This is a genomic window from Lacrimispora sp. YZC11 (assembly GCF_057543815.1).
Genome location: NZ_BAAJYQ010000006.1, coordinates 1 through 15602, shown reverse-complemented (window position 1 = coordinate 15602; position 15602 = coordinate 1). Strand labels below are relative to the sequence as shown.

General features: G+C 46.7%; 11 protein-coding genes. 8 read left to right on the top strand and 3 right to left on the bottom strand.

All coding sequences use genetic code 11. The annotated features are described in order from the left end of the window. Positions 1 to 78 precede the first annotated feature (78 nt). The 6 genes from AC27IJ_RS06325 (at position 79) to AC27IJ_RS06300 (ending at position 7108) form a co-directional block, all read left to right on the top strand. Entirely contained in the window at positions 79 to 954 is an 876-nt protein-coding gene (locus AC27IJ_RS06325; RefSeq protein ID WP_312448392.1) for a DUF4397 domain-containing protein, read from the top strand. An 88-nt stretch (positions 955 to 1042) separates the two neighbouring features. Next, entirely contained in the window at positions 1043 to 1468 is a 426-nt protein-coding gene (locus AC27IJ_RS06320; protein ID WP_312448390.1) for a GntR family transcriptional regulator, read from the top strand. Beyond that, entirely contained in the window at positions 1434 to 2333 is a 900-nt protein-coding gene (locus tag AC27IJ_RS06315; RefSeq protein ID WP_312448388.1) for an ABC transporter ATP-binding protein, read from the top strand. Before AC27IJ_RS06320 ends, AC27IJ_RS06315 begins: the two co-directional genes overlap by 35 nt. Next, complete coding sequence (locus AC27IJ_RS06310) at positions 2308 to 4485, top strand: DUF6449 domain-containing protein (protein ID WP_487148062.1); 2178 nt, start codon at positions 2308 to 2310, stop codon at positions 4483 to 4485. Before AC27IJ_RS06315 ends, AC27IJ_RS06310 begins: the two co-directional genes overlap by 26 nt. 72 nt (positions 4486 to 4557) lie before the next feature. Then, positions 4558 to 5046 (top strand): zinc ribbon domain-containing protein, encoded by a 489-nt coding sequence (locus AC27IJ_RS06305; protein ID WP_312448384.1) that lies wholly within the window; start codon positions 4558 to 4560, stop codon positions 5044 to 5046. 133 nt (positions 5047 to 5179) lie between these two features. After that, on the top strand, positions 5180 to 7108 hold the full coding sequence (locus AC27IJ_RS06300) for an LTA synthase family protein (protein ID WP_313257646.1): 1929 nt from the start codon (positions 5180 to 5182) through the stop codon (positions 7106 to 7108). Between the two features lie 88 nt (positions 7109 to 7196). On the opposite strand, the gene AC27IJ_RS06295 is transcribed toward AC27IJ_RS06300, so the two are convergent. Then, entirely contained in the window at positions 7197 to 8303 is a 1107-nt protein-coding gene (locus AC27IJ_RS06295; protein ID WP_312448381.1) for a DUF362 domain-containing protein, read from the bottom strand. A gap of 146 nt (positions 8304 to 8449) precedes the next feature. On the opposite strand from AC27IJ_RS06295, the gene AC27IJ_RS06290 reads away from it, so the two are divergent. Further along, positions 8450 to 9733, top strand: coding sequence for an O-acetylhomoserine aminocarboxypropyltransferase/cysteine synthase family protein (locus AC27IJ_RS06290; protein ID WP_312448379.1), 1284 nt, complete (start codon positions 8450 to 8452; stop codon positions 9731 to 9733). A 167-nt stretch (positions 9734 to 9900) separates the two neighbouring features. Further along, the gene (cls, locus tag AC27IJ_RS06285) at positions 9901 to 11451 is read left to right on the top strand and encodes a cardiolipin synthase (protein ID WP_487148058.1); all 1551 of its coding nucleotides are present in this window, start codon (positions 9901 to 9903) and stop codon (positions 11449 to 11451) included. A gap of 104 nt (positions 11452 to 11555) precedes the next feature. On the opposite strand, the gene AC27IJ_RS06280 is transcribed toward cls, so the two are convergent. Beyond that, entirely contained in the window at positions 11556 to 13397 is a 1842-nt protein-coding gene (locus AC27IJ_RS06280; RefSeq protein ID WP_312448375.1) for a collagen-like domain-containing protein, read from the bottom strand. Between the two features lie 1065 nt (positions 13398 to 14462). After that, positions 14463 to 15602: collagen-like domain-containing protein (locus AC27IJ_RS06275; protein ID WP_487148056.1), on the bottom strand; the 1140-nt coding region annotated here is incomplete at its 5' end.

Genomic DNA, 15602 nt, shown 5'->3' with positions numbered 1-15602 from the left:
CATTTAAAACAAGACAGGCACTGGGCATTTGTGTGGGAATAAACTTACTATATAAACTATCATAAAAAGAGGGTTTCTATGGAAATTTTATCTTTTACACAGAATGATATGGATATGGTGCCGAATCCGATGACAGAACCGGAAGAAGGCGGGTTTCCAATAGATGAAGAAAACGGAAATAATACGGATAGAACAGGTGAGGAACCGTCAGAAGAAAATAATGAGAACACACCTCCGCCCAATTTAGAAAAGGAACAGCCCGTTACGGATTACCCTAATACGAATGCAGGCCCTGTTGGTGCCGGGACCTCTATTATTTCGGTATTTCCCAAACCAATCATCCCATGCTATCTCTGTGATACAAATCAAAATGGTCTTGTCCGTTTCTTAAATGCAGCAGCCGGCTATAATCCGTTCTTAATTTATATAAGCAATCAGCTGGTAGTAAACGGATTGGATAACGGAGAAATGAGCCAGTATGGCCGGGTTTCTGCAGGGAGACAGACCATAACCGTAGGTGGGCAGAGTGGATATGTTTATGTTGAAAAGCAGATTACGGTAGAAGTTGACCGCGCAGTCACTGTTGCGGTCATCAATACGGATTATGGACTGGATCTGATGGAAATTGAGGATATGTATTGCAATGGAGGCATTAACACAGGCTGTTTCCGGGTATGCAATTTATCCATAACAAACCGTAAGGTTCATGTGGTACTGAACGGTGGAATGGTAACGTTCCTTGATGTGAATTATATGCAAGTGACCAGTTTCCAATATGTCTTAACAGGCCTTTATTTGGTTTCCGTGTCCAACAGCGATGCTTATAGCGGAAGCATTATTTTAACCTCTAATATCTATATACGGGGCAATGCTTCATACACCTTGTACGTATTTAACTGGAGAAATGTGGAAGATGCCATTCGTATCCTGATTGTTGAAGACCGAAGGATTTAGAAAAAAATGGAACCTCTGATTGACAGATCAGAGGTTCTTTGCTATACTAAGTGTATTAGGAGTATTAATACAGAATAGGAGGTGGAATATGATATTGCTTGACTATAAAGACCGCAGGCCAATATACGAGCAGGTTGTGGATAAGCTGAAGGATCTTATGATATGCGGCGCATTGGATCAGGATGCCCAGCTGCCGTCTGTCCGTGCTTTAGCAACAGATTTATCTATTAACCCAAATACCATTCAGAGAGCTTATGCGGAGCTGGAACGAAGAGGGTTCATCTATTCCGTCAAAGGAAGAGGCAGCTTCGTGGCGGATACCAGTTCCATTCGGGCGCTTAAGAACAGTGAGCTGAAAAAGGATCTTGCAAGCTGGATTCAGGAAGCTAAACGGGCAGGTCTGACAGAGGATAAGGCTCATACATGGGTCGCTGAGGAATGGGTGATACAGGAATATTTGACAGGGGAGGAGAGAGAGGATGATAAAAGCAGAGAATCTGACAAAAAGATTTGACGATATAGTGGCAGTGGACCGTGTTAGCGCACAGATACGGGAAGGAAGCGTATTTGGCCTTATTGGAACCAATGGAGCGGGAAAAAGTACCTTTCTGAGAATGCTGAGCGGCATTTTAAAACCTGATGAAGGAAGCGTTACCATAGATGGAGAACAGATTTTTGAAAATGAAAAGGTAAAAGGCCGGTTTTTTTATATTTCCGATGACCAGTACTATTTTAACAACGCTTCTCCTGTTGATATGATGGAGTTTTACAGCAGGATCTATCCTCAATTTAACAAGGAACGCTTTCACAATCTTTTAGGAAGCTTTGGGCTGGAAGCCCGTAGAAAGGTCCATACCTTTTCAAAGGGCATGAAAAAGCAGCTTTCCGTAATATGCGGGATATGCGCCAATACGGACTACCTTTTCTGCGATGAAACCTTTGACGGACTGGATCCGGTGATGCGTCAGGCGGTAAAAAGCATTTTTGCAAATGATATGTCTGAGAGAAATTTAACTCCTATCATTGCTTCCCATAACTTAAGAGAGTTAGAGGATATATGCGATCATGTAGGTCTTCTTCACAGGGGAGGCATACTCCTTTCTAAGGATTTAGATGATATGAAGCTTAACATCCATAAGCTGCAGTGCGTTTTAAAGGATGGAGTGACTGCCGAGGACTTAACAGCCCTGCAGCGTATTAAGACAGAAACAAGAGGCAAACTCTATACCATAACGGTAAGGGGAACCAGAGAAGAAGTGGAAGGATTGATGGAATCGTACCAGCCGGTATTTTATGAGATCATACCTTTATCTCTGGAAGAAATATTTATCAGTGAGACGGAGGTGGCAGGATATGACATCAAAAAGCTTATTTTATAATCTGTTAAGAGAAGATGGCAAAAGACGCCTTTGGTCCATGGCACTGTCATTTTTAGTGTTTTTCTTTACCTTTCCGGTGGGAATCGCCCTTTCCTTAAGTGAACGAATGAGAGGAGAGATTGATTATACGTATATTGTATCTACCCTGGAATCCTGGCTGGGCTTTCAAAACGGCTGGGTGGCAGCACTGATTATACTCCTGTCCCTTATTATGGGAGTTACCAGCTTCTCTTATCTTCATTCCAGGCAGAAGGTGGATTTCTATCATGGCATTCCTGTAAACAGGAAGCATTTGTTCTGGGTAAACTATTTTAATGGGATTCTTATTCCGGCGGCCGTATATGGGATGAATCTGATCATTGCCATGGGAGTGATTGCAGTGAACGGCATTTCTCCTATGGAGGTATGGAAAACGGCCCTTTCGGGATTCCTGCTGTTTATGATCCATTACTGCATGATGTATTCTGTGACTGTGATATCCATGATTCTTACAGGAAATGTTCTGGTCGGTATACTTGGAAACCTGGTATTGCAATTTTATTTCGTATGTGTGATATGGGTTCTGGAATTCTGCTACAACAGCTTTTTCTATACCAGCTATCGGGGAGGCGGGAATGTATTTAACCGGTTCATGGATAAATGTTCCGTATTTGCCCTGTTCATGGTGAACTTGGAACGTCTGCAGCCGGGGACTCCGGCAGGAACCAGGGCTGTCAGGATTTTTGCGGTTCTGGCCGTGACAGCAGTATTGACCCTGCTTTCTTACTGGCTATATAAAAAGAGAGGTTCAGAGGCGGCAGGAAGAGCCATGGCGTTTAAGATCAGCATGCCGGTAATTAGGATTCCGATTGTGGTTTTATCGTCTCTTGGCGGAAGCATTTTTTTCTGGTCTATGCGTTCCAGCGTAGGCTGGGGAATATTCGGATTGATCTGCGGTATGCTTTTGTCCCACTGTGTCATTGAGATCATTTATCATTTTGAATTCAGAAGACTGTTTTCTCATTGGAAACAGATGGGAGCTTGTGCCTTATTGGCGGCAGTGATATTCTGCGGTTTCCGTTATGATTTGTTTGGGTATGACGGATATATACCGTCTGAAGCCTCCATCGAATCCGTTGCAGTGTCCATGCCGGATGTAACCTTCTGGGTCTCTTATGGAAACGCACAGCAGAATTCCATGGGGGAATATTACTGGGAGTATCAGGATTCTGACGAATATATATTCAGCCATATGAAGCTGAAGGATACGGCGCCGGTCCTTAGCCTGGTACGTGATGCGGTGACCCAAAACCAAAAGCTGCATCATGCAAATGATTATTCTGATTCCTTGGAGAATGGAAGCATAAGCTATAATTTTTCCATCAGATACACGCTGAAAAACGGCAGGAATGTTTACCGCTCCTACCATTTATCCGGAGATGAAGTCTGGCCGGAAATCGCGGAGATCTTTGAGAACCAGGAATTTGCGAAAGCGGTTTATCCCATTCTTGTCCAGACCCCTGAAGAGACTGCCTGGGTAAGGGTGAGCAGGGGAGAGCAGACGAATGTCGTCAGCCGTGACAGAAACGGGACAGAGAAAGCCATGACTGATAAATTACTTCTTGCCTATCAGGAGGATCTAAAAAGCTTAAAGGTGGAAACCATGTTAAAGGAAAATCCGGTGGCCACCATACAGTTTTTGACGAAAATGCAGGCAGAGGCGGAAACGAAAAGGGAGGAGATCCAGAGCTCCTGGAAATACAGTGATGTTACCTCAAGAGGGTATTATCCGGTCTATCCTTCTTTTAAAAACACCCTGGAACTGTTAAAGGAGTGTCAGGTTGATGTACAGAGCTGGAATAGTCTCGAAAATGTAAAAGAGATCAATATTGATACCTATCAGTTCAATAATTATGAATCCACATATGAGGATAAAGGCTCCCAATATTTAACAATCACCGATGAGGAGCAGATCAGGCAGATCATGAGCCACGGGGCGATTGATGGGTATTCCAACATGAATCCATATGGCAGCAGGGGAGAAGAACGGGTCAGCTTTTCTGCTGTTGTGGAATCCGGTGGAAGAAGAAGTGAGACTTCCTGTACCATCCCATTAAATCAATTGCCGGAGTCTGTCAGAAACGAGATCGAGAAGATAAAAAAAGATGTGTAAGCAGTCTTTCATTGACTTTTTCTCCCAATGAAGTTAAAATGATAGGAGCATAAGTCAAAGGAGGAATCACGGATGGCATTTTTTGAAGAGCTGGGAAAGACAATTAGTGATACCGGCAAAGAGGTTGCAACCAAGGCAAAAGCGCTGACTGAGACGATACAGCTAAAGACGCAGATCAGTGTAGAGAAAACAAAGCTGGAAGAAGCTTATGCAGTCATCGGTAAACAATACTATGAAGCGAACAAAGAGCCGGAGGAAGCTTATGCAAAAGCATATGAAGCTGTCAGGGCCAGCCGGGAAAGAATTGCCGCTCTGGAGATCGAACTGAGCCAAAGCGAGGGAACCCGTATCTGTGCGGAGTGTGGAGCCAAAGTTCCAAAGAATTCATGTTACTGTGGAAAGTGTGGAGCTCCTGTAAAGGAAACGACCCAAAATACTGATACAGAGGATGAGAATGTAGAGGAAATGGAACAGGCAGCGCCTGCAGAGGAAGAAAATCCGACAGCCGGAATTAATACGGTTAGTGAAGACGCATTTGAACCTACAGAAGAACAGGAATGATTACTTAGAAGGCCGGCCCTAAAAGCCGGTCTTTATTTTATTGGTTCCGTTTAAAAAAAGTATGTAAATTTTCTGCAAAATGTGGTAGACTAAATCCGACTCTGAAAAGAAATAAGCTGCAAAGAGGTATATCATGAAACTTTATGTCAAATGGCTTGGAAGGCTTTTTACGCTTTCTGCCATGATAAATGTCTTTATTGAACTGGCCAGCAGAAAATCTCTGACAAGCCTTGGTTCTTATATATGGAGAAGTTTTCCGGTTTTTATATTGAACACCCTGATTATCGCTCTTCCCTTTACGGTTATATTTGTGACAAAGCGCAAGGCTTTTGCATGCATTACCATAGCATTGATATGGCTTTTTATGGGAGTGGTAAACGGTATTCTGCTCGTTTTCCGAACCACTCCTTTTACTGCGGCCGATTTCCGGCTGGTGAAGTACGCGGTCAGTCTGGCCACGGTTTACTTTTCCTGGATGCAGATTTTATTTATCGGGGCCGGAATTGTGTCTGCAGTTATATTTTTAGCCGCAGTCTGGCGCAAAGCGCCTGTTTCTAAGGAAAGGGTCCGGTACGGCCTTGGAGTAGGGCTTATAGCCATAAGCGGAGCGGTGGTGTTGGGAATGACAAGCGCCGCTATGACAACAGGATTAGTGGCGGTTCACTTCGGCAATATCGGAGAGGCGTTTAAAAGCTATGGATTTCCATACTGCTTTTCCAATTCCCTGTTTAACACCGGAATTTCCAAGCCGGAAGGATATGGGACTGAGACAATGGAAGAGATCCGGGATGAAGAGCTGGTTCCGGAGAATACCTATGCTCTGTCTGAGGACACAAAGCCTAATGTGATCATGATCCAGCTGGAATCCTTTTTTGACCCTTCCTTATGGGAAAACAATCCTGTAAATTATGACCCGATCCCGTTTTTCCACCAACTTCAGAAGAGCTATCCGGGGGGCTATTTAAGCGTACCTTCTGTCGGAGCAGGTACCGCAAATACGGAGTTTGAATCGATTACAGGCATGAATCTGGACTTTTTCGGCCCTGGAGAATATCCCTATAAAACCGTGTTAAAGAAAACTCCCTGCGAAAGCGTAGCCTTTGATTTGAAAAACTTAGGTTACAGCGCCCATGCGATCCATAACAATGAGGCCACTTTTTACGACCGGAACCGGGTGTTTTCCCAACTTGGCTTTGATACCTTTACCCCCATTGAATATATGAATAACATAGAAAGAAATCCAACGGGCTGGAGTAAGGACAAGATTCTTACCGGAGAGATCATCAGGACACTGGATTCTACGAAGGGGCCTGATTTTATCTATACCATTTCCGTTCAGGGGCATGGGAAATATCCAAACTTTGAGTATTACTGCCAGCAGATCGGGGAAATGGACCAGTTTATCCGTTCCCTCGTCAACACCCTGCGGACCAGGAAGGAGCCGATTGTTCTGGTCATGTACGGGGATCATTTACCTGGATTTGAGTGGTCGGAGGAAGAGATGAAGAACCATTCTCTGTTTCAGACCGAATATGTGGTCTGGAACAACATGAATCTTCCTGTGGAGAAAAAGAATGTGGAGGCCTATCAGCTTGCCGCTCATGTATTGGATATGCTTGACATTCATGAGGGAACGATGATGAGGTTCCATCAGAATTATTTCAGTAACCCTGATACAGAGGAAGAAAGCTATCTAAGGGATATGAAAACTCTGGAATATGATATTCTCTACGGAAGCCGTGAAGTTTATGGCGGAGAAAGCCCTTACCAGTCCACAAACCTCAAAATGGGAATTGACGATATCATTATTGATCATGTAGTGTACAATGATTCCAATGTTCTGGTTTACGGAGAAAATTTCACTCCTTATTCCAGGATTTGCCTTGACGGAAAGGTAGTGGAAACTACCTTTGTCTGGCCGGAGCTTATTATAGCTAAAAATGTTCCCGAAAAGAAGATGAAGGATTCAGAGCTTTCCGTTTGGCAGATCGGAAGGGACAAGGTGCCGCTGGGGGAGGGCATAATCCATTACAGCACTAACAGGATCAGGGATTTGAATTGAGCAGGCAAAAGTAAGGGAGGGCACAAAAGATGATGTGCCCTCCCTTTTTATGGTCTGTATAAAAGCGTATTTTCTAAACCCTGCCGAATTACAGCGTAATTAATTCGTATTCTGCATTTCCCAAACCGATTTTCACCGCATGTTCAATGGAGGACTTCCAGTTTGTGTTGGGGTGAGTATCTTTAAAATGGTCATGGTGATGGCTGCCATGCTTTTCCAGTATGCTTCCAGACATAACCGGCTGGCGGTTCACGGCATCTGCACAGGCCATATCCAGAGCAACCGGATCAAAGGAAGCAAACATGCCAACATCAGGGATAATGGGGATATCGTTTTCTGAATGGCAATCACAGTAAGGAGATACATCCATGACCAGGCTGATGTGGAAGTTCGGCCGGTCTCCGAGAACTGCCTGGGTGTATTCTGCTATTTTGCAGTTCAGGATGTCATTGGACTCATCAAAGTCTGACTCAACGGCATCCACGGGACAGACTCCAATGCAGCGGCCGCAGCCTACGCACCTGTTGTGGTCAATGAAAGCCTTTTTATCCTGGAAAGAGATGGCGCTGTGGGCGCAGTTCTTTTCACAGGCATGACAGCCGATACAGGTTTCTTCACTTACATGAGGCTTTCCGGAGTTATGCATCTCCATCTTTCCGGCCCGTGAGCCGCAGCCCATTCCGATGTTTTTCAATGCTCCGCCAAAGCCGGTGCTTTCATGGCCCTTGAAATGGGTAAGAGAGATAAAGATATCGGCATCCATAACGGCCCGTCCGATTTTTGCTTCTTTTATGTATTCCCCGTTAATGGGCACCAGGCTTTCGTCAGTTCCTTTTAAACCGTCGGCAATCAAAACATGGCAGCCGGTTGAGAAGGGGGAAAAGCCGTTTTCATAAGCGGTATCTAAGTGGTCCAGGGCATTTTTACGGCTTCCCACATACAGGGTGTTGCAATCTGTTAAAAATGGTTTGCCGTCCTGGGATTTTACAAGGTCTACCACTGCTTTGGCGTAATTGGGACGGAGAAAGGACAAGTTTCCCAGCTCTCCAAAATGTATTTTGATGGCCGTATATTTGTTCTGAAAATCTATCTGCTCCAGCATTCCGGCGGTTTTTATAAGTCTTTTGAGCTTTTGGGGAAGATTTTCCTGAAAGGTGGCATGAAAGCTTGTATAGTAAACCTTTGATTTTTCCATTTCGGTCTCCTTAAATGAGTTATATGATATCGCTATTATACTGTAAACAAACAGGGAATTCAAGAAGGCAATTAGGACTTTATTTCCAGCCCCATTTATGCTAAACTAGGAGAAGCAAATGACTAAGGTTTACAGGAGGAAAAAAGATGAGTCAGAATGGGCGTTCCAGAGAGACGGTTTGCATACAGGGCGGCTGGCAGCCGAAAAGCGGCGATGCCAGGGTACTTCCGATTTTTCAGAGCACAACATTTAAGTATGATGACAGCGATAAGATGGGAAGGCTGTTTGATTTGGAAGATGAGGGGTATTTTTATACCAGGCTGGCAAATCCTACCAATGATGCGGTGGCTTCTAAAATCTGCGAGCTGGAAGGCGGAGAGGCGGCTATGCTGACTTCATCCGGACAGGCTGCCAATTTTTACGCGCTGCTTAACATCTGCCAGGAGGGTGACCATGTAATCAGCTCTGCTACGATTTACGGCGGCTCCACCAATCTGTTCACCGTAACCTTAAAGAAAATGGGAATTAACTCCACTCTGGTGGATCCGGGGCTTTCAGAAGAAGAGCTTGAAAAGGCATTTAAGCCCAATACGAAAGCGGTATTTGGGGAAACCATCGGCAATCCGTCTCTTGTTGTTCTTGATATTGAGAAGTTTGCAAGGCTTGCGCACAGGCATGGCGTACCTCTGATTGTTGATAATACGTTTGCAACCCCGATTAACTGCCGTCCCTTTGAATGGGGGGCAGATATAGTAACTCATTCTACAACGAAATACATGGATGGACATGCCACCAGCGTAGGCGGCTGTATCGTTGACAGCGGAAACTTTGACTGGGAGGCCCATGCAGGACGGTATCCGGGTCTTACCACACCTGATGAATCCTACCATGGCATTGTATACACCCAGAAGTTTGGAAAAAAGGCATATATTACGAAAGCGACCACCCAGTTAATGAGAGATCTGGGTGCTATTCCTTCTCCAATGAACTCCTTCCTCTTAAACCTTGGTCTGGAAACCCTGCATCTTCGGGTTCCACGTCATTGCGAAAATGCCTTAAAGGTGGCGCAGTATTTAAACGCAAGGGAAGATGTGGCGTGGATCAAGTATCCGGGACTTGAAGGGGACAACTATTATGAATTGTCAAAAAAATATATGCCTGATGGCACCTGCGGCGTAATCTCCTTTGGCTTAAAAGGCGGAAGGGAAGCAGCGGTTAAGTTTATGGATGGACTGAAACTGGCGGCTATTGTGACTCATGTGGCAGATGCACGCACTTCTGTTTTGCATCCGGCCAGCCATACCCACAGACAGCTGACGGATGAACAGCTTGTTGACGCAGGGGTTGATCCGTCCATGATCCGGCTGAGTGTTGGCATCGAAAATGCAGAGGATATTATGGAAGATATCAGACAGGCACTGGAACGGTAAGTGAAAAGGAAGTGGTGGCGGGAAGACTGCGGTATCAGCGGTTTTCCCGTTGTTTTTGACATCTTTGAAAAGGTTACAGAGCCTGCTGGATGTTGCAAGAAAAAGAGACAGGCTGTATAATTAAAAAGATATGATTTATTGAATCGGCAGCATAGGAGGTGCACAAGATGAAACAGATCAGGAGAATGCTGAGGATTATTTTTGGCCGGACTACGTTTGCGGTCGTTTCTCTTATGATACAAGTGGCTATTCTTATTACGGCATACCGTTTTTTGAGCCGCTACCTTGCCTATTTTTATGGCGGTTTTGCTCTGCTCAGTGCATTTGTTATCATTTATATTCTGAATAAAGAAGAAAATCCCAGCTTTAAGCTGGCCTGGATGGTCCCAATTGCAGCGGTTCCTGTGTTTGGAACGCTTTTTTATCTGTTTGTGGAGCTGCAGATTGTGGGAAAGCTGGCAAATAAAAGACTGCGGGTCAATATGGAAAATACCGAAGCCTATCTGACCCAAAGCCCCAGGGTCATGGAGGAGTTGTCCAGAATCAGCAAGCGAAATGCCAATCTGGCTTACTATATCAAAAATTCAGGCCATTACCCGGCATATAAAAATACCAATGTACAGTATTTTCCACTGGGCGAAACCATGTTTGAAGAGATGAAGAAGGAACTGGAAGGTGCAAAGCGGTTTATTTTTATGGAATTCTTTATTGTGGAACGCGGGGAAATGTGGGATGCCATATTGGAGATTCTGGAGAGAAAAGCAAAAGAGGGGGTGGAAGTCCGGTTCATGTATGATGGCATGTGTTCCCTGGTCCTGCTTCCGTTTAGCTATCCAAAGGAATTACAGGCAAAGGGAATCAAGGCAAAGATGTTTTCTCCCATTAAGCCGGCATTTACCACTTACCAGAATAACCGGGACCATAGAAAGATTCTGGTGGTGGATGGTCTTACGGCTTTTACCGGAGGAGTAAACCTGGCTGATGAATATATTAACCGGCGCGTGCGTTTTGGCCATTGGAAGGATACAGGAGTCATGCTGAAGGGGGATGCCGTTACCAGCTTTACCATGATGTTTCTGCAAATGTGGAACATTTCTGAAAAGGGCCCTGAGGACTATGGGAAATATCTAAGAGATCCGGAGTATTTTTATCCCCTGGAGCTGAACATGGAGGGGTTTGTGATCCCTTACGGGGACAGCCCCTTAGACCAGGAATCGGTTGGGGACCAGGTTTATTTGGATATCATAAATTCTGCCAGACATTATGTCCACATTATGACGCCTTATCTGATTCTGGATTATGAAATGGTCCAGGCTCTTACCTTTGCCGCCAAGCGGGGTGTGGAGGTCGTTATTATCATGCCGCGGATACCGGATAAGAAATATGCGTTCCTGCTTGCTAGGTCTCATTATGGGGAGCTGATAAGGGCTGGGGTCCAGATTTATGAGTACATACCAGGCTTTGTCCATGCCAAGGTATATACAAGTGATGATACCAAGGCTGTGGTCGGAACCATTAATATGGATTTCAGAAGCCTTTACCTTCATTTTGAATGTGCGGTCTACCTGTATCGGAACGAGGTGATACGGGATATACAAAGAGATTTTCATGACACTCTGGCTCAATGCCGTAAAATCACTATGGAAGATTGCAGGAATTATCCATGGTATGAAGTGCTGGCAGGGCGGGCGTTGAGATTGTTCGCACCGCTTATGTAGAGCATTAGGGTTATACTGCTGTTTATGTAAAAATGCGTCGGAAGCATATGCTTCCGACGCATTTTTATAAATCATAGAACTTTAAAATGACTTTGTGTCAGTGATTATTGGGAAACTTCAAAAATAACCATGTGTGCCATAACTGGGGTTGCGCCGTATGAAACGGTCTGACCGGTTGTGTTAACAAGTGCAATGGTGGATGGAATTGCGCCCACAGTAATCAGAGCGATTCCGCTTAACTGTCCTGTTACAATTGGTGAGCTTGATGATACACCACTGCTTCCATTTATCTGTAAAGTGAATTCCACATAAGTGGATGGGCCTGCACCGTCTGTAGATACCCACCAGGATATATAGTAATTTTGTTCTGCGTTAAGTGTTGCAATGCCTGTTGATGTGTTATAAGCGATATTAATACTCTGATTGTTTAAAATGGTATTGAATATAACAGGGCTTCCATTTGCTACTGAGGTACCTCCAGTGAGCTGCAGGTCAAATCCCCGTAACTGCGTAAATGGTCCTGGAGGGCCAATAGGTCCGGTCGGTCCTTGAGCACCATTAGCACCGGTAGCACCCGTAGCGCCGGTAGCACCATTAGCGCCAGTTGGTCCAGTCGGTCCCTGTGGTCCAGTCGGTCCAGTCGGTCCAATAGGTCCTTGAGCACCCGTAGCGCCGGTGGCACCCGTAGCGCCGGTAGCACCAGTCGGTCCAGTCGGTCCTTGAGCACCCGTAGCACCGGTAGCACCAGTAGCACCAGTAGCACCCGTCGCGCCAGTTGGTCCAGTCGGTCCAGTCGGCCCAATAGGTCCTTGAGCACCCGTCGCACCGGTAGCGCCAGTCGGCCCAGTCGGTCCTTGAGCACCCGTAGCACCGGTAGCACCATTAGCACCCGTAGCGCCAGTCGCACCAGTCGGTCCGGTCGGTCCCTGAGGTCCTTGTGCACCAGTCGCACCAGTCGGTCCGGTCGGTCCCTGAGCGCCGGTTGCGCCCGTCGCACCAGTCGCACCAGTCGGTCCGGTTGGTCCCTGAGGTCCTTGTGCACCCGTCGCGCCGGTAGCGCCAGTAGCACCGGTAGCGCCAGTGGCACCAGTCGGTCCAGTCGGTCCTTGTGCGCCCGTCGCACCAGTCGGTCCGGTTGGTCCCTGAGGTCCTTGTGCACCCGTTGCGCCGGTAGCGCCAGTAGCACCCGTCGCGCCAGTCGCACCAGTCGGTCCTTGTGCACCCGTCGCACCGGTAGCACCGGTCGGTCCGGTTGGCCCCTGAGGTCCTTGTGCACCCGTCGCGCCGGTAGCGCCGGTAGCGCCAGTCGGTCCAGTCGGTCCGATAGGTCCTTGTGCACCAGTCGCACCAGTAGCTCCGGTAGCTCCGGTAGGTCCTTGTGCACCAGTCGCACCAGTAGCGCCAGTTGGTCCTTGTGGTCCGGTTGGTCCTTGTGCACCCGTAGCACCGGTGGCACCAGTCGGTCCAGTTGGTCCTTGTATTCCCTGAGGTCCCTGAGGTCCCACAGGTCCCTGTGGTCCAGCAGGACCCTGAGGCCCTTGCGGACCCTGTGGCCCCTGAGGTCCAGTCGGTCCCTGAGGCCCTATTGGCCCCTGTGGTCCAGTCGGTCCGGTTGGTCCCTGAGGTCCTATTGGCCCTTGCGGTCCAGTCGGTCCCTGAGGTCCTCTAGACCCAGTCGGTCCAGTTGGTCCCTGAGGTCCTATTGGCCCAGTCGGTCCAGTCGGTCCCTGAGGCCCTCTAGGCCCTTGCGGTCCAGTCGGTCCCTGAGGCCCTCTAGGCCCAGTCGGTCCCTGTGGTCCCCTAGGACCTTGTTGCCCTGGGCAGCCTCTAGGTCCTTGCGGCCCAGTCGGTCCAACGCAGCATCTGAATTCGTGCGATCCTGCTGAGCCGCAGCGATCGCATCCCTCAAAGCAGCGATTTTCATCCCAATTTCTATAATTATTCATTATAATTCCCTCCTGTCAAGGTACGATATTGCGATGTTTTAATTACAAATCTTCTGTACAAGGCTAAAATCTATAAAGGGTTATTCACCTCTTTATATCTTATCATATGTATTGAATGACAAGTTTGTTAGAAAACAAATCAACGACATGTATGATTTATCATTAGTTCATTCCTGTTATATTAAGTAAATATTTTATGAAAAATCTTATTAGGCATAACAAACAAACTATCTAGAAAGTAATGTACAAGATTGAATCCCATCGGTAGGATAATTGAAATTGGATTTTGGCACTGCCATATCCGATAGCAAATTTTTATGAAATAGATACGGTTATTTAATCAATTTAGAGATCAAATTAACTTTATCGAAATTATATGTTTTTAACTATAAGGCGTTAAGTACATCAAAGCAAAACGTTTCAAGTATCGTCCAACAGGGAGAGTTCTGTCGTTCAGATTGATTCTTGGTATTGGCTATAGAATGTAAATATAGGTGAGATTCTTATTAGAAAAATGAGTCCATGGGAATTTAAGTTAAGTATCATGAAAGAAAATTTAGAGGGTCTAAACAGGGGGAAAATTTCCAAAGAACTAGGATTGATTATTTTCTCATTATCATTAGGCAAGACCAATGTTACTGCGGAGAAGAGGGAATTGCTGCAATGCGACATCCGGATTTGGATATTGCGACCAATGTCTACAAGTTGTAAAGATAGGAAATTATAAAAATCATACCCAGATTCATCGTAGAATACGAATACCTTTTTTAGGGTTTAAGGCCAAGCTGTACAGATGTGCTTTCAGAAGCTTCAGTAAGTTTTAAGCATACTGGATTGAACAAAGTGAAGGCCAGCATCTTAAGATGCTGGCCTAGCAATAAAGGCTTATCACCGTTCGTCTGGCCAACCGTTTACGGATGGGGACTTTTCTACTGAATAAACAGACCTCCTGAATAGAAGAAAGGCAAGCTTTGCGCCTGAGTGCTACCGATGGTTGTAAATCCCAGACTGGGCTGCAAGGGTAATGGAACTAGTAATAATGGTATGCAGACTTATTAATCATTATCAAAGGCTTACATTCGTGAAGATTTGGTATATCCAAATGGTGACTCTGCCGCTGCCATTGGAAGCGAAAAGGTCTATTTCGTGCAAGGACCATAAGCCGGTAACAGGATTCTGCTGCCGCAGCCAGGTTCTATGCATTTCCCTGGACGAATTGAACACGATGGTATCAATATCTAAGCTAGCTGAAAGCGTAAAGTTATCTCTGGTAAACGCATCAACTCCGGCTGTGTCAAATTGGCTGGAACGTTTCAAATCTATTAGTACAGGTACAGTGGCTGGCATTAAAAATAACGTCAACTGCGTGGCAGTGCTAAATTGTAAATGATAAATGACATTCCCCACCGGCACATCAATAAAGCTGCCGGTAGCGGAGAGATTGGCATTAAAAAACGCGGTGGGAATAGCGCCGTTGGCCCCAGTTGGCCCAGTCGGTCCAGTCGATCCTGTAGGTCCTGTAGGTCCAACAGGTCCCTCAATTCCTTGTGGTCCCTGAGGTCCTTCTGATCCCTGAGGTCCAGTCGGTCCAATAGGTCCTTGAGCGCCGGTAGAGCCGGTAGGTCCAGTAGGTCCAGTAGATCCTTGAGGTCCAGTCGGTCCAGTCGGTCCAACAGGCCCTTCAATTCCTTGTGGTCCCTGTGGTCCCTGTGGTCCAGTCGGTCCAATCGGTCCCTGGGCACCAGTAGCACCGGTAGAGCCAGTCGGCCCGGTTGGTCCAGTAGACCCGGTAGGTCCAGTCGGTCCTTGGGCACCGGTAGCACCAGTCGGTCCTGTAGGTCCAACAGGTCCTTCAATTCCTTGTGGTCCCTGTGGTCCCTGAGGCCCAGTCGGTCCAATAGGTCCTTGGGCACCAGTAGCGCCAGTTGGCCCAGTAGGTCCTTGGGCACCGGTAGGACCAGTAGGTCCTGTAGGTCCAACAGGTCCTTCAATTCCTTGTGGTCCCTGAGGGCCTTCTGGTCCCTGAGGTCCAGTCGGTCCAATAGGTCCTTGGGCACCAGTAGGGCCAGTTGGTCCAGTCGGTCCTTGGGCACCGGTAGCGCCAGTAGCGCCAGTTGGTCCAGTCGGTCCCTGAGCGCCGGTAGCGCCGGTCGGTCCAGTCGGTCCCTGAGCGCCGGTAGCGCCGGTCGGTCCAGTCGGTCCCTG